At 69.6% G+C, this 15,377-nt stretch carries 15 protein-coding genes; 7 read left to right on the forward strand and 8 right to left on the reverse strand.

The features are described from left to right. The first annotated feature begins 4 nt into the window (after positions 1–4). Positions 5–1,042: an alpha-ketoacid dehydrogenase subunit beta gene (locus ABD259_RS08275; RefSeq protein ID WP_344105637.1), complete on the forward strand. Its 1,038-nt coding sequence runs from the start codon at positions 5–7 to the stop codon at positions 1,040–1,042. Then, a complete protein-coding gene (locus ABD259_RS08280) occupies positions 1,039–2,478 on the forward strand; it encodes a dihydrolipoamide acetyltransferase family protein (RefSeq protein ID WP_344161319.1) in 1,440 nt (479 codons plus the stop codon). Before ABD259_RS08275 ends, ABD259_RS08280 begins: the two co-directional genes overlap by 4 nt. A 109-nt stretch (positions 2,479–2,587) precedes the next feature. On the opposite strand, the gene ABD259_RS08285 is transcribed toward ABD259_RS08280, so the two are convergent. From ABD259_RS08285 to ABD259_RS08295, 3 genes are all read right to left on the reverse strand, one after another. Then, entirely contained in the window at positions 2,588–3,547 is a 960-nt protein-coding gene (locus ABD259_RS08285; protein ID WP_344105641.1) for a hypothetical protein, read from the reverse strand. Positions 3,548–4,096: 549 nt separating this feature from the next. Further along, positions 4,097–5,338, reverse strand: coding sequence for a kynureninase (gene kynU, locus ABD259_RS08290; protein WP_344105643.1), 1,242 nt, complete (start codon positions 5,336–5,338; stop codon positions 4,097–4,099). A 79-nt stretch (positions 5,339–5,417) separates the two neighbouring features. After that, entirely contained in the window at positions 5,418–6,290 is an 873-nt protein-coding gene (locus ABD259_RS08295; protein ID WP_344105645.1) for a tryptophan 2,3-dioxygenase, read from the reverse strand. 251 nt (positions 6,291–6,541) lie between these two features. Between ABD259_RS08295 and ABD259_RS08300 the strand changes: the two genes are divergently transcribed. Then, entirely contained in the window at positions 6,542–6,979 is a 438-nt protein-coding gene (locus ABD259_RS08300) for an Lrp/AsnC family transcriptional regulator (protein WP_344105685.1), read from the forward strand. Positions 6,980–7,026: 47 nt separating this feature from the next. Here the strand turns inward: ABD259_RS08300 and ABD259_RS08305 are convergent, their stop codons facing one another. From ABD259_RS08305 to ABD259_RS08320, 4 genes are all read right to left on the reverse strand, one after another. Next, complete coding sequence (locus tag ABD259_RS08305) at positions 7,027–7,854, reverse strand: ABC transporter permease (RefSeq protein ID WP_344105647.1); 828 nt, start codon at positions 7,852–7,854, stop codon at positions 7,027–7,029. Continuing rightward, positions 7,851–8,819: an ATP-binding cassette domain-containing protein gene (locus ABD259_RS08310; RefSeq protein WP_344105687.1), complete on the reverse strand. Its 969-nt coding sequence runs from the start codon at positions 8,817–8,819 to the stop codon at positions 7,851–7,853. Before ABD259_RS08310 ends, ABD259_RS08305 begins: the two co-directional genes overlap by 4 nt. Before the next feature lie 95 nt (positions 8,820–8,914). Then, complete coding sequence (locus ABD259_RS08315) at positions 8,915–9,529, reverse strand: PadR family transcriptional regulator (protein ID WP_344105649.1); 615 nt, start codon at positions 9,527–9,529, stop codon at positions 8,915–8,917. Between the two features lie 115 nt (positions 9,530–9,644). Next, on the reverse strand, positions 9,645–10,328 hold the full coding sequence (locus tag ABD259_RS08320; protein ID WP_344105651.1) for a PhzF family phenazine biosynthesis protein: 684 nt from the start codon (positions 10,326–10,328) through the stop codon (positions 9,645–9,647). A gap of 375 nt (positions 10,329–10,703) precedes the next feature. Between ABD259_RS08320 and ABD259_RS08325 the strand changes: the two genes are divergently transcribed. After that, on the forward strand, positions 10,704–11,927 hold the full coding sequence (locus ABD259_RS08325) for an MFS transporter (protein WP_344105653.1): 1,224 nt from the start codon (positions 10,704–10,706) through the stop codon (positions 11,925–11,927). A gap of 324 nt (positions 11,928–12,251) precedes the next feature. Beyond that, positions 12,252–12,662: a VOC family protein gene (locus tag ABD259_RS08330; protein WP_344105655.1), complete on the forward strand. Its 411-nt coding sequence runs from the start codon at positions 12,252–12,254 to the stop codon at positions 12,660–12,662. Positions 12,663–12,716: 54 nt separating this feature from the next. Here ABD259_RS08330 and ABD259_RS08335 read toward each other — a convergent pair whose 3' ends face one another. Next, positions 12,717–13,487 carry a DeoR/GlpR family DNA-binding transcription regulator gene (locus ABD259_RS08335; protein WP_344105657.1) on the reverse strand — a complete coding sequence of 257 codons (771 nt, stop codon included), beginning with the start codon at positions 13,485–13,487 and terminating at the stop codon, positions 12,717–12,719. 268 nt (positions 13,488–13,755) lie between these two features. Here ABD259_RS08335 and ABD259_RS08340 point away from each other — a divergent pair, with 268 nt between their 5' ends. Then, entirely contained in the window at positions 13,756–14,628 is an 873-nt protein-coding gene (locus ABD259_RS08340; protein WP_344105659.1) for a glycerophosphodiester phosphodiesterase, read from the forward strand. 103 nt (positions 14,629–14,731) lie between these two features. Next, the gene (locus ABD259_RS08345) at positions 14,732–15,355 is read left to right on the forward strand and encodes a TetR/AcrR family transcriptional regulator (protein WP_344105661.1); all 624 of its coding nucleotides are present in this window, start codon (positions 14,732–14,734) and stop codon (positions 15,353–15,355) included. Positions 15,356–15,377 lie beyond the last annotated feature (22 nt).

Consider the following 15,377-nt stretch of genomic DNA (forward strand, 5'->3'; position numbering starts at 1 on the left):
GCCGATGGCAGAGATCAGCATGGGGCGCGCGCTCAACCGCGCCCTGCACGACGCCTTGGCCGCCGACCCCGACGTGCTCGTCTACGGAGAGGACGTGGGCGCCCTCGGCGGGGTCTTCCGGGTCACCGACGGACTGACCGCAGCGTTCGGCGAGGACCGCTGCTTCGATTCGCCGCTGGCCGAGGCCGGCATCGTCGGCACCGCTATCGGCATGGCCATGTACGGGCAGCGCCCGGTGGTGGAGATGCAGTTCGACGCGTTCGCCCTGCCCGCGTTCGAGCAGGTCGTCTCGCACGTGGCCAAGATGCGCAACCGGACCCGGGGGCGGGTGGAGCTGCCCCTGGTCATCCGCATCCCCTACGGGGGCGGGATCGGCGCCGTGGAGCACCACGCCGACTCCTCGGAAGCCTACTTCACGCACACCCCCGGGTTGCGCGTGGTGACACCGGCGACCCCCGCCGACGGCTACTCGATGCTGCGCGAGGCGATCGAGTGCCCCGACCCCGTCGTGTTCCTGGAGCCCAAGCGGCGCTACTGGGCCACGGCCGACGTCGAGCTTCCGGTGCGCACCGAGCCCATGGACCGGGCGGTGGTGCGGCGCCCCGGCGGCGACGTGACGCTGATCGCCTACGGGCCGATGGTTGCCACGGCGCTAGAGGCGGCCGACACCGGGCAGCGCGAGGGCCGCGACATCGAGGTGATCGACCTGCGCAGCCTCGCCCCGTTCGACGAGGAGACCGTGGCCGAATCAGTGCGCCGGACCGGCCGCGCGGTCGTGGTGCACGAGGCGTCCACCTTCGGCGGCTACGGCGCCGAGGTCGCCGCGCGCGTCACCGAGCAGTGCTTCCACTACCTGGAGGCGCCGGTGCTGCGCGTCGGCGGGCTGGACATCCCCTACCCACCGCCCAAGCTGGAGTCCTACCACCTGCCCAACGCCGACCGGATCCTCGACGCGGTCGACCGGCTGCAGTGGGAGTCCGAATGGGTGCCGGGCGGTAGCGGGGGCCGCTCACCGCTGCACCAGACGGGGGTGGGGGCGTGACGGGGCGTTCGTCTTCCGCGGAGTCCGTGCGCGACTTCGTCCTGCCCGACCTCGGTGAAGGCCTGACCGAGGCGGAGATCGTCGACTGGCGGGTGGAGGTCGGCGACGAGGTCACCGTCGACCAGCCGGTCGTGGAGGTCGAGACGGCCAAGGCGAGCGTGGAGGTCCCCTGCCCGTTCAGCGGCCGGGTGACCGCGCTGCACGGCGGCCCCGGCGAGGTGATCGCTGTCGGCGCGCCGCTCATCAGCATTGATACCGCGGCATCGGGAGCAGGCGCCGGTTTCGGCGAGCCCGGTGTCGTCGTGCCCGAAGCCCGCGGGTCCGCGGAGTCCGGCGGCGGTGGCAATGGCGCCACCGCGGCGGTGCAGGGATCCGGCGCGGTCCTGGTGGGCTACGGCACAGGAGAGGGGGTCGCGCGGCAGAGCGGTGGTCGGCGGCGTGCCCTCTCGGCGGACGGGACGCGGACAACGGCGTCCGCGGCCCCGTCCCCGCCGCCCGGAACGCGGCACCGCACTCCGGTGGTCTCGCCGCTGGTGCGGCGCATCGCACGCGAGCACGGCATCGACGTCGCGTCGCTGGCGGGCAGCGGCGAGGGCGGTCTGGTGCTGCGTCGCGACGTCCTCGCGGCCATCGCGGAACGCCAATCCGCCGCCGCGAGCGCGCCGACCGGCGCGGCGGAGTCGGCGTCCGCGGCCGGAAGAGCCGCGGTGCCTCTGCGGGCGCTGCCCGCAGAGGCACCGGAGGAGGCCGAGCGGATCCCGCTGAGCGGCGCACGGGCAACGATGGCGGAACGGCTCTCGCGGTCACGTCGGGAGATCCCCGAGGCGACCGTGTGGGTGGATGCCGACGCCACCGGTCTGCTGGAGCTGCGCGCGACGCTGAACGGGGCCGACCCGCAGCGGCCGGTGAGCGTGCTGGCGCTGTTGGCCAGATTCTGCCTGCTGGGGTTGCGGCGTTATCCGGCGCTCAACGGTCGAGTGGACACCGAACGCTCCGAGCTGGTGCGATTCGGCCATGTCCATCTCGGGTTCGCGGCGCAGACGCCGCGCGGGCTGATGGTGCCGGTGGTCCGCGATGCGGATCGGATGACGACGCGGGAGCTGGCGGCCGAGCTGTCGGCGACCACGTCGGCGGCGCGGGCCGGGTCGCTTCCGCCGTCCCGGCTGACGGGCGGCACGTTCACGGTGAACAACTACGGCGTGTTCGGGGTGGACGGCTCGGCGGCGATCATCAACCACCCGGAGGTGGCGATCGTCGGGATGGGACGCATCGTGAAGCGTCCGTGGGTGGTGGGCGATGAGGTGGTGGCCCGCCCGGTAACCGAGCTGACCTTGGCGTTCGACCACCGTGTGTGCGATGGCGAGGAGGCCGGAGGCTTCCTGCGCTTCGTGGCCGACTGCGTGGAGCGGCCGGCACTGCTGTTGGGCGATGTCTGACGGAGCGTGCGGTCAGACCCTGCCGGTGGTCCGGTCAGGTGAGGAAGAAGCGCGGACCCCGCGGGGCTAGGGCGGGGTGTCCCTTGCTGTCACCGTGTCCGGAGGTGAATCACTTCCGGCGCAGCTCGGAGACGAGGTTGCGCCAGCCGTCGGTGGTCCGCAGGCTCTTGACGTCGACGGACCGCAGGGACTGCCAGTTCATGTTGCGCAGGGAGTCCCAGCTGAAAGCCGTGCCGTTCTCGGCGTTCTCGTCGTCCTTGGCAGCGGCGTGCAGGCCCAGCGGGCGGTTGCGCTTGGCGAGGAAGGCCACCGCGAGGGCCGGGAGCAGTGCCAGGGTAAGGACGCCGGCGGCCATCGGCAGGTCGTTGCCGGCCAGGGTCGCCCCGGAGAGGTCGTTGGCGGCCGTGCCGGTCTCGAAGGCGGTGTGCGCCTGCTCGTCGTTGGTGGACTGCTGGTCGACCTTCTCGGCCTTCCGCTTCGCGAGCTCGGCCTGCTGCTTCTCTTCGGCCTTCTTCTTCTCGGCCTCGGCCTTCTTCTTTTCGGCCTCGCGCTTCTTCTGCGCTTCGGCCTTCTTCTTTTTCTCGGCCTCGCGCTTCTTCTTCTCCGCCTCGTCGTCCTTCTTCGCGGACGCGGGGATCGGAGAGACAGCGCTGTTGCAGGTCTCCGAGCCGCTCATGGGCTTGGGCGGGCCAGCGGTGCCGTGACCGTCGCCCCAGGAGGTGATGTAGTACTCGACGTCGATGTGGCCGTTACCGCCCGAGACGGTCAGGCTGTTGGTGTTCCAGGACTCGCCGGTCAGCTCGGCGAAGGTCTTGCCGTCGAGGTCGAGGAGGACGTTGCAGCCCTCGGCGGGGGCACCGGGACCGCGGTCACCGATGAAGAACTCGGCTTTCTTGCCGTTGTAGACAACGTAGCCCTTGGTGCCGAGCGGCCAGCTGGGGCTGGCGGCCAGGCCTTTCTGCATCGGTTTGCCCGATGCGGGGGCGCCCGTGTCGCCGTTGATCCCAGATCCGTCGTCCCAAAAATAGGACGCTTTGACCTTGCCGTACTGCACAGGATTAGAACTCATCGATAGATACCCAGGTCGGAGACAGGGGCCGAGAGAGACCAGAGGGCACGACGGAGACCGATTCCGCCCACGGGTGTGGGAACACGGGAATCAGCTGCGTGAGTGCTTGTGGTGGGGCCGCCTGACTGGATCGCCAGACGTAGGGGGCCGTCCTCGCGGATGGGGACCGCGAGTCGAGGGGCAGGCGCTCAGCAGCGCGGCCAGGCCCGTGGGAGAACAGGGGTCTCGTATCACCCGGGGCGTCATGAGGCCCGGGGCTCGGCATCGGCGTGATCCCATCGGCGCACATCCGCACCGCACATCGGAATCACGAACCGATCACGGAGGACTCTAACCAACGAAAAGGTAAAATGCACGCGGTTCAAAGGTAAAACCGCAGATCAGGCATGATCCACACGGGTCAGACGAAGGGTAAAACGCCCGTATTCGCGGGCGATCCAGCACCGCAAAAGACCAAAAAAGGGACGCTCGTCACACGGACGAGTGTCCCTCATCTCACGAGAATCGCGTGGTCAACTCTTGACCTACTGGTAAGTAAGTGTTCAAGATTCACGTGACCTGTGCCCGTTCGGCGAAGCGGGGGTCCCGCCACTCCCCGGTCCGCACCACATCCACAAGCGCCATCGCGGCGTCGAAGACGTCCACGTAACGCAGGTAGAGCGGGGTGAAACCGAAGCGCAGCACGTCGGGCGCGCGGAAGTCGCCGACGACACCTCGGGCGATCAGCGCCTGCACGATCGGATACCCGGCCTCAGGGTCGGCGTGGGACAGCGCCACCTGGCTGCCGCGCCGCTCCGCGTCGCGCGGGGACACCAGGGCCAGACCGGCCGGCGCGGTCAGATCGATGAACATCTCCGTCATCGCCACGCTCTTCTCCCGGACCCGCCGCATGTCGACCCGGGCGAACAGGTCCAGGCTCGCTTCCAGCGCGGCGTCGGCGACCAGCGGCTGGGAGCCGCTGAGGAAGCGGCTGGCACTCTCGACCGGGACGTAGTCGCCGGTGAAGTCAAAGGGACGGGCATGTCCGTGCCAGCCGCTGAGCGGTTGGCGGGCGGTGGCGTGGTGGCGTTCGGCCACGTAGCTGAAGGCGGGGGCGCCAGGACCGGCATTGAGGTACTTGTAGGTGCAGCCCGCGGCGAAGTCCGCGCCGCACGCGGAGAGCTCGATGGGGACCGCGCCCACGCTGTGGCACAGGTCCCAGATCATCAGGGCACCGCTCTCCCGCACCATCCGCGTGATCCCGGCCATGTCGCGCAGCGCGCCCGTTCGGTAGTCGACGTGGCTGAGCAGGACCGCGGCGACGTCGCCCGTGGCGAGTGCCTCGGCCAGTCGCGGCCCGTCGGGGTCGACCCGGCGCTCGGTGGCGCCCATCAGCTCCACGGCGCCCTGGGTGATGTAGAGATCGGTGGGGAAGTTTCCGGTTTCCCCCACCACCACGCGACGGTCGGGGACGAGCCGCAGCGCCGCGATCAGGGCCTTGAACAGGTTGGCGGAGGTGCCGTCGCCGACGACCACCTCGTGCGACGCCGCCCCCACCAGCGGGGCGAGCTTGGCGCCCAGAGAGCGCGGCTTATCCCACCACCCGGCGGTGTTCCAGCTCCGGACGAGGTCGCGGCCCCACTCCCGCTCGATGACATCGGCCACGCGTCCCGGGGTGGCCTTGGGCAGCGCGCCCAGCGAGTTCCCGTCGAGGTAGACGACGCCGTCGGGGAGGACGAACTCGTCGCGGAAGGGGGCCAGGGGGTCGGCTGCGTCCAGCTTCGCGCAGTCCTCGCGCGTGATCTCCGTCATCTTCGCTCTTTCAAGGTTGTGGCCGGCCCTGCGCCCGCCGCTGTCCTGCTCGTCACTCAGAGGGGCGCTGCGCTCCGGCTCACATGGCGGTGCGCAGCGACCACAGTTCGGGGAACACGTCCTTGTTCGCGCTCTCAGCCAGCCACTCCAGGCCGCTGGAACCTCCTGTACCCGGTTTGGCGCCCATGGACCGCTTCACCGCCATCAGGTGGCGGTGCCGCCACCGGGTGACGCGCTCGGCCGTATCCAGCAGGGCCTCGGCCAGGGCGAGCAGCTCGTTGCCGGGGCGGTCGTCGGCGTAGACCGCCGCCCAGGCGCGTTCCACACCGGGATGCGGCGTGTAGCGCTCGGACCAGTCACGCTCGACCCGCTCGTCGGGAACCGGCAGGCCGCGCCGGTGCAGCAGCCGCAGGGCGGCGTCATAGAGGCTCGGCTCGGCCAGGGCGTGCTCCAACTCGGCGCGCACCCGAGGCAGGGCGGAGTAGGGCTCGATCATCCGCTCGGACTTGTTCCCGAGCAGGAACTCCAGGTGGCGGTGGGCAAAGGAGTGGAATCCGGAGGCCTCGCCGAGGGCGTCGCGGAATCGATTGAACTCGGTGGGGGTGAGCGATGCCAGCAGGTCCCAGGAGTTGGCCAGCACGTCCTGGGCCTCGGCGCCGCGCTTGAGCGCCGCAAGGGCCGCCGGAACGTCGTCGGCGTCCAGCGCGTCACGGGCCTGCTCCCACCGCTGCCGGATCAGCGTGAACAGCAGCTCCATCACCTGGGTGGTGATGATGAAGGAGACTTCGGCCGGTTCGTCGGTGCGGGGCCGCTGCAGGTCGTGCAGGGTGTCGACCCCGCCATAGCGGACGTACTCGCACGCCTGCTCGACGGTGGTGGTGGGCCTGCCCCGGTTGCGGGCCGCACGGGCGGCGCGCTCCCGCTCGGCTGCCGGTGCCGCGGTCTCGACCATGATTTGCCACCTCATCCTCGCGGACCACCGACCGGTGCGCTCACGCCGTCCCGCGTCGCCGCGTCCGTGCGCCAGGGCGTGACTGGCGGGCCGCCCGACCGCGCCGCCCGGCGATCACTTCTCCAATGTGACCTGTACCTCAGGATGCTGCAGACAGGCGCAGAGAGAGAAGGGCCAGTACTTGCCATTTGGCAGGTTCGGCTTAACAATCGTTAGGGATTTCTCCGTCCTACTTGATGATCGGAACGGATATGGAGAGCGTCGACTGGCGTATCCTCGCCGAGCTCCAGACCGATGGGCGGCTCTCGTTCAACGAGCTGTCCCGCCGGGTGAACCTGTCGGCTCCGGCCGTGGCCGAACGCGTGCGCCGCCTCCAGGACTCCGGTGTGATCACCGGCTACCACGCGCACGTCGACCCCGCGGCGGTCGGACTGCCGGTAACCGCGCTGGTGCGGATGGAGTGCTTCGGACCGCTGTGCCTCCTGCGCGACGAGGCGGCGCTGGCCCTCCCGGAGATCCTGCAGCTGCACCGGGTCACCGGCGACGCCTGCTGCGTCCTGTTCATCGGGGTGACCTCGATGGCCCACTTCGAGGAGGTCATCGACCGCCTCGCCGAGCACGGCCGACCGTCGAGCACGATGGTGCTGTCCAGCCCCGTGCCGTGGCGCGCCGTCGCCCGCCCGGATTGATCCTGCCCCGTCGACGGCGCCGACGGGGCAGGCGGGACCCTGCGCGGTCAGGCGTTGATCCGACGCATCGAGCCGACGCCGAGAGCCAGCGCGAGCACGGCCACGACGACGGCCACCAGGGACCCGATCGCGATGGACGGGTCGGTGAAGTGCCCGGCGAACAGTGCGCGCTCGGCCTCGACGACGTGGGTCACCGGGTTGAACCGGGAGACGATGTACAGCCACCTCGGCCCCTGGTCCATGGGCAGCAGCAGGCCCGAGGTGAGGATCAGCGGCATGATGACGGTCTGCAGCAGCGCGGCGAACATGTGCTCCACCTTGAGCACCATGGCCAACAGGTAGGAGAAGGTGCCCAGCCCCACCCCCAGGACAGCCAGGAGCAGCAGCCCGACCAGGACGCCGAGGACCGATGCCCGAAATCCGAAGGCGGTGACACCCACGAGGAGGACGACCGCCTGGATCAGCAGCACGACGACGTCCCGCATCACCCGGCCGAGAAGCAGCGCGACCCGACTCGTGGGCGTGGCGAGAAGCCGCTCGTGCGAGCCGTTGCGCAGCTCGGGAAGTAGCCCGAACCCGGCGAACGCAGTGCCGAACAGGCCGAGCATGGCCAGGATGCCGGGGACGAACCAGCCCCAGGGGTCGTCACCCACGGCGCCGGGGATCGCGGTGAGCAGCGGGCCGAACAGCACCAGGTAGAGGACCGGCTGCAGCATCCCGAACACGAACATCGCGATGGGGTTGCGCAGGCTGGGCCGCAGCTGGCGGAGGCAGATGATCCAGGTGTCGCGGAGGACGTGCATGATTCCTGTCCTGTCGGGGCGGGTCTCGGCGGCGGGGGTCACGGTGGAGGTGGCGGTGGAGGTGGCGCTCACTTCTCGCCTTCCTGGTCGCCATCCCGCAGGCTGCGGCCGGTGAGGGTGAGGAACACGTCGTCCAGTGTCGGCCGCTGCACCTGGACGGTCAGCGGCTCGACCCCGGCCGCCCCGAGGACCCGCAGGAGTTCGGGCAGGACGGCGTCACCGCGCTCGACGCGCATCCGCACGGTGGTGCCGTCGGTGTCGATGGCGTGCGCGGAGGGGACGCGCTCGACCGCCGCGGCGGCGCGGCGGGCGCTCTCGGCGGCTTCGGTGGTGAAGGTGACCTGGTCCCCCGACACTTTGCCCTTGAGCTCGTCGGACGTGCCGTCGGCGATGACGGTGCCGTGGTCGACGACCACGACGCGGTCGGCGATGGCGTCGGCCTCGTCCAGGTAGTGCGTCGTCAGCACGATCGTCATACCGTTCTCGGCGCGCAGCCGGGCGATGTGCTCCCACAGGTTGGCGCGGCTGTGCGGGTCGAGTCCGGTCGAGGGCTCGTCCAGAAAGAGCAGGGCCGGGCGGTGGATGAGGCCCATCGCGATGTCGAGGCGGCGCTGCTGGCCGCCGGACAGCTTCTCGACCTCCCGGTCAGCAGTTCCGTCGAGCTCCAGCACCTCCAGCAGCTCGTCGGCACGGGTGCGCGCCTCGGCGTGCGACATCCCGTAGCAGCGACCCTGGGTGACGAGCTCGTCGCGGACCCGCTGGCCGACACCGGCGCTGCGCCCCTGGCCGACGTAGCCGATACGGCGCCGGACGCCCCGCGGGTCGGACACGATGTCGCACCCCGCCACGGTCGCGCTGCCGGACGTGGGCAGCAGCAGGGTCGTGAGCATCCGCAGGCTCGTGCTCTTGCCCGCGCCATTGGGCCCGAGGAACGCCAGGAGCTCCCCCGCCTCGACGTCGATGTCGAGGCCGCGGACGGCCTCGACGGTGGTTCCTTTGGTTCGGAAGGTCCGGGTGAGTGCTCGGGTGTGGATCATCTCGGCTCCGGTAGTCAAGTTTGATTACCTAGCCAAGAATGCACACGGGAGAGTAGGTAGTCAAACTTGATTAGATCGCCGCCAACGGCGCCCCGTCACCCTACGGCGGGAGGTACAGCGGGCGGCGCCCCGAACGGGGCCGCCCCGCCCCCGTCGTCCGCCATCGTGTAGGCGCCCTGCTCCAGACGTTCGATCATGCCGCGGGTGAAGTCGGTCGAGGCCTGCGCCTCGACCACCCACCACTCGAACAGCTCCCAGACGTGCTCCGGCTTCTGGTCCTCGGCGACGTCGTTCGCGCGCAGTCTGCGCAGCAGCTCGTTGGTGCCCTCCAGTCGGGACAGGCGGTGCTGCAGGTAGGTGATGACCGTACGGCGGGGCAGGCACGTCATGAACGTGATGCCGGCACCGAAGAACTCGGGCTTGGCGTCCGCGTCGGAAAGCGCCTTGCCCAGCAGCCGACGGAACTCGGTCTCACCGTCCTCGGTGATCTCGTAGAGGAACCGATCGGGCCCCTCCCCGCTGTCCTCCACACCGGCCGCGGTCACCATCTTCGCCTTCACGAGCTGGCGCAGCGCGTGGTAGATGGATCCGGGTTTGATGTTGGCCCAGTGCTCCGCACCCCACGAGATCAGCTCCCGGCGCACCTGATACCCGTGCGCCCGGCCAAACGCCCGCACCACGCCTAGAACCAGCAACCGCGTCGCCGACATGTCCCGGTGGTCCTCCCGTTGTTCCGCCCGTCTGCTTGAAAGGCTAGAACGACCGGCAGGCTGCGGCGCCACCGCCGCCCGGAAGGCCGTGACGCTGCGAGCGGCCACACGCCGTCTACGGCAGCGTGTATTCGCGCCGCCCCAGCAGGGCGACGCGGCCGCCGACCTCAACCGTGCCATCGGGGCCGGGGCGCACGTCGATGCGGGAGCCCACGCCCTGCCGGATGATGAGCGGGCGCTTGAGCCGCTGGCCGAGGCGCAGCGCGGCCGCCCCCGTCGCCTCGTCCTCGACGATGCCCATCCTGCCGGGGAAGACCCGCACCCGCACGCGCCCGGCGGCCTCGTCCTCCCACGCCCACACGTGCAGGTCGGTGCCGGGTTCGCCGGTCTCCAGCGCGTCGACGTCGGCGGCGGAGTCGAGCTGGCGGGTGTCGAAGACCGGTGCGCCGTCGGGATCGGCGCGGATCCAGGTCAGATCGCCCTCCGTCCAGGTGGCGACGGGTCCGGCCGGGGGGTTGAGGGTGTCGAGCCCGCGGCCGTCGCGGCGCAGCAGCCACGACGTCCCGACCAGAGGGTGTCCGGCCAGCGGCAGTTCGACGGCGGGGGTGTGGATGTGCAGGCGACCGGTGGCGGGGTCTTCCAGGAAGACGGTCTCGGCGTAGCCGAGGTCGGCCGCGATCGCCTGGCGGGTTTCGGCGGGCAGGCCGGGGCGGTCGAGGAAGACGCCGAGCTCGTTGCCGCCGGTGTCGCCGTCGCCAAGGAAGACGGTCGCGATGTGGAGGGTGATCGTCTCGCTCATGATCGACACTTCTACCAGCATCACTATTGAAGCACCAGTTAATTTTCGTGGCATGTTGCGTTGAGCAGGGTTAAACAGAGGACTCGACCAGGGCGTGCACAACGCGACCGCGCCTCGTCCCTCCAAACGACACCGCAGGGACTGTGAGGAACATCCAATATCGCGGGGGAATCCGGCGCCACTAGTATCGTGTTCTGAGCATTGAGCTGATGATGGGACCTTTATCGGATCCTTCTCCTCATAGTCCCCGCGCCCATTGGACGTCTCCCGCTGAGCCACTCGCGGCCCCGAGCGTCCGGTGAGTGCGACACGCGCCGACCGCGCCGTGCCGCCGCGCCCGTCAGCGCCCGGAAGACTGAAGAGAACTGGAGTTCCATGTCCCCCCTGGCAACGCTGCGACGCATGCACACGATCGCCGGAGCCCCCCTCCTGCTCGCCTCGTTCCTCGCCCGACTCCCCGTGTCGATGTCGCTCATCGGCACGCTCACCCTCGTCACCACCCAGGTCGACAGCGTGGCTGCGGGCGGCGTGGTCTCCGGGGCGCTCGCCCTCGGTGAGGCCGTCGGCGGGCCGATCATCTCCCGCTTCGCCGACCGGCACGGGCAGCGCCCGGTGGTGCTGCTCACCTCCCTCCTCGACGCCGCCCTCTTCGTCGTCCTGGTCGCGGCCGTCTTCGCCGGCGCGCCCGTGTGGCTGCTCGCCGCGCTGGCGGCCCTGGCCGGGCTGAGCATGCCGCAGATCGGCCCACTGGCCCGATCCCGGTGGATCGCCCTGGCCAAGCGCCGCGACCACGACCGCGAGCGGTCCATCGCCGCCGCCCTCTCGGTCGAGGGCGTCCTGGACGAGACGGGGTTCGTTATCGGGCCGGCGGTCGTCGGCCTGCTGGCGGTGCTCGCAGACCCCGCCGTCAGCGTCCTGGGCGCGGCCGTCCTCATCGGCGTGTTCGGCTCGGTGTTCGCCGTCCACCCGACCGCGCTTCCCGGCGCCCCCGTCTCCCCCGGCGAGGACGGACTGATGCGGCCGGGCCTGCTCGTACTCATCCTCCCCATGTTCTGCCAGGGGCTGTTCTTCGGCGGCGCCGCTACCGGAGTCACCGCCTACACCCAGGGCATGGGCCACGCCGACCTGTCCGGCCTGATGTACGCCGTCATGGGCGTGAGCAGCGCGACCGCCGGGCTGCTGATGGCGTCGGTGCCCGCGTGGGTGGCGCTGACCACCCGGCTACGCGTCGCCGCCACGGGTTTGGGCCTGCTGTCGCTCCCGCTGTTCCTCGCGCCCGGGCCGGTCGCACTCGCCGCCGCGATGTTCCTGATGGGGTGCGCCATCGGCCCACACGTCGTCACGATCTTCGGGCTGGCCGAGCGCGCCGCGCCGTCCGCCCGGCTCGGACAGGCGATGACGCTCATCGTGAGCAGCCTGATCCTCGGCCAGGCCCTGGGATCCGTGGTCGCGGGCCACGCCGCCGAGCAGTTCGGATTCCACGGCGCGTTTCTGATCGCCACCGGCGCCGCCTTCACCGCCGCCCTGGTCGCGACCGGGATCGTGCGCTCCCGCTGGTACGCGGAGGCCGATCGGCGCGTACAGCCGGCAGGTGTGTGACGGCTCGGGGGCCGTGAGCCGATGTGAAGGCCGCGCGCCGCGCCCCTCACCGAGCGTGACAGTCCTCATAAGCAGGCCGCCCGGACTGTTGCGCGCGACACGCCCCGGGCTCCGGCTCCCCCGCGATTGCCCTGGTAGACGGGGCTTTTCAAGGGTCTGGGCGGGTACACACATCCATGTCGGGACAGCGATCCGTTCCGACCGCGTTAAACACGCGTTAACAGCTGCCTGCCCACCCGGAATCGAGGCGTAAGCTCGGCAATTGTGCTTACGCTGTTCCCTCCCCGCAAACTTCGGATGCAGGACCGCCGAAGAGAGGATTCTGTGCCTAGTGTGACCGGCCTCGCGCACCTCACGCTCTCCGTGCGCGACCGCGACGCCAGCATCGCCTTCTACCGCTCCGTCCTGGGTTTCAAGGAGCACAAGACGCGCGATGGAAAGCGGTGGCTGCACACTGAGTGCCGCCACCCGAGCGGCGTGGTCCTGGGGTTCACCCAGCACGCGGACCACTTCAAGGCCAGGTTCGACTACCGGCACGCCGGGGTGGACCACATCTCCTTCCAGGTGAGCTGTCTGGGCGAGTTGGAGGGCTGGGAGGAGCGTCTCACGGAGCTCGACATCGACCACTCCCCGGTCGTGCACTCCGACCACGGGTCGATGCTCAGCTTCTCCGACCCCGACGGCATCCAGCTCGAACTGTACTGCCCGGCCGAGTTGGACACCGGCGAGGACTGATCGGACCGGCCCCGCCCACCCCGCGAACACGGCACATCCGCGCCGGAGGACCGACTACTCCGGCGCCACCAACTTCAGTTCCACGTCCCGGGCGCGCATCTCGTCGACCGCTGACTGCGGCAGCCGGTCGTCGGTGACGATGAGGTCGAACTCCTCCAGGCGGGCGACCCGGAATGTGCCGAACTTGCCATACTTCGTGCTGTCGACGGTCAGCACGCTCTTCGACGCGATCCGCAGCAGCTGCTGCTTGGCCACCACCTTGGACTCCGAGGGGGTCGTGGATCCGCGCTCCACATCCCACGAGCTGCTCGCGACGAACGCGATGTCCACGTTGACCTTGCTCAGGAAGTCGGCGGTGAACTGCCCCACCGAGGAGTGGTCGGCGTGGGAGACCACACCGCCGGTGTGGATCAGCTCGATGTTCGGATACTCCATCAGGTGCCCGACGACGTTGAAATCGTTGGTGACAACGGTCAGCCCCACCTTGTCGGTGAGCATCGGCACCATCTGCAGCGTGGTGGTGCCGGCGTCCAGGTAGATCGTGAAGTTGTCCCGGACCAGCTCCGCCGCCGCCCGGGTGATGGCGCGCTTGGCCGGTACCTCCAGCTGCGCCTTGGCCAGGTAGGACGGCTCGCTCTTGAGGCGGGCGGCCAGGCGCACGCCACCGGTGACCGACAGCACCTTGCCGTCGTTCTCCAGCGCCTGGATGTCCCGCCGCACCGTCATGTGCGAGACGGACAGCATCGACGTGAGCTCGTTGATACTCAGAACGTGGCGTTCCTGCAGGAGCTTGAGGATGTGCTCGCGACGCTGGTCGGGGATCATCGTTCGCCTTCGGTATCGGTTCGTGGTGCGTGTTCACGAGTGTGACCGACGCACTTCCTACACCAGCAGTTTCCCAGGTCCCGACGGCGTGGCGGGGCGCTGCCCCGGGTGACGCGGCTCGCATCGATGCCGCGGCCGACCTTTCACCGGGTGGTTTTCGCCGGTCTTCCCTACATCGGGGCACTGACTTTGGCACGCTTGTCGCACGTCCCCTCGGGGGGACACCGTCGTCCACCCCCACCGCCACGGTGGTAACGGAGGTCCGGAGATGACGCTGGCGATCGCGCACCGCGGTGACACCACGGCATTCCGCGAGAACACTCTTCCCGCCATCAGGTCGGCCATCGACCACGGCGCCCACATGGTCGAGATCGACCTCGATCGCACGTCCGACGGGCATGTCGTCCTGATGCACGCGGAGGCCCAGGGACGTCTGTGGGCGCTGCCACGGCCCATCACCGAGATGACGCTGGCGGAGATCGCGTCGCTGGGCGTCGAGGTCGAGCAGCGCATCCCCACGCTGATGGAGGTGCTGGCGGCGGTGTCCTACCCGCGCCCGACCCAGCTCATGCTGGTGGCCACCTCGGTGGACACCGTGCTGGCCGCCGACGACCTGGTCCACGAGCACGGCCTGGCCGACCAGGTGCTCTACGCGGGGTCGGTCGAGGCGCTGCGCGCGGTACGGGCGCGGCGGCCCTCAGCGGGGCTGGTGCTGACCTGGGACCGGCACGCGCTTCCTCCGGCGGAGCTGTGGCAGACCCTGCGGCCCCGCTACTACAGCACCCAGTACCGGCTGCTCACCCGCGACCTGGTGACCGAGGTGCACCGGCACGGATACGGCGTGGCCGCGTGGATGGTAAACGACTTTCCGGAAATGGCCCGGCTCATCGGCATGGGCGTCGACGCGATCATCACCGAGCACATGACCGAACTCGCGAAACTCACGGCCGACGCGAACGGTCAGGGTGCCTCGCAGGAGTTCACTGTCGCCTCCTCCGCCCCGTCCTCGGGCCATGATCAGCACTCTCGCGGCGCGAATGGCGTCAACGGGGTGACGGTCGGACGCAGAACATCTCTCACTTCCGGAACACAGGGCGGCGGACCCGCGATTTCCGAGCCCCGATTTCATGTTCTGGAGTGAATCGGCGTGAGAGCGGCGCTATCCTCGAATTCGATTCGTAACCGAATCAGCCACACCCCTCGACCGCGCCTCGCCCACCGGCCGGCGCAGCCCAGAGATGATCATGACGGCCGACCTCTCACCACATGACACACGCCTGGCCGATCACACCCTGGACGCAGCGACGACCCTCTTCGCCCGCCACGGTCCGCACGGCCTCGGCATGGCCTCACTCACCCGGGAGATCATCGAGCGAACCGGAACCGACATCAGCGATTTCCGCCGGTCCTTCCCCACCCGGCTGGATCTCATGTACGCCGTCGCCCTGCGTTCCACACGGGAATTGGTGACCTGCCAAATTGCTGATTGCTCCGCTTCCGACACCCCCGTAACACGCCTTTCCCGACTGATCCGCCGACATATCGACCACTGCTGGAAACACCGCACCGAGGAGGAACTGCGCCGCACTCTGCTGCCCATCCTCCGGGCCATCCACCCGGTGCGCTACCGGGAAATCTCCGAGCAATTGCGCCTCTACCGCGAGCACGTCCGCGAGATCATCGCCGACGGCGTCGACGAGCGCCAGTTCTGTGTCGCCGGTCCCGGAGTCGCGGCCGGAACGGTGCTGGAGACTCTGGAGTCCATCCTCAACTGGTACGACCCCGAAGGCGGGCTCTCCCTGCCCGAGCTGGGCGACGTCTACGTTGACCTGATCATCCACCACCAGCTGAGATGCCCGCGAAGGTGACGGGGGTGCGGCCGCCCGCTCC

Origin of the sequence: Nocardiopsis rhodophaea (assembly GCF_039530945.1) — a bacterium.
GTDB classification, from domain to species: domain Bacteria; phylum Actinomycetota; class Actinomycetes; order Streptosporangiales; family Streptosporangiaceae; genus Nocardiopsis_C; species Nocardiopsis_C rhodophaea.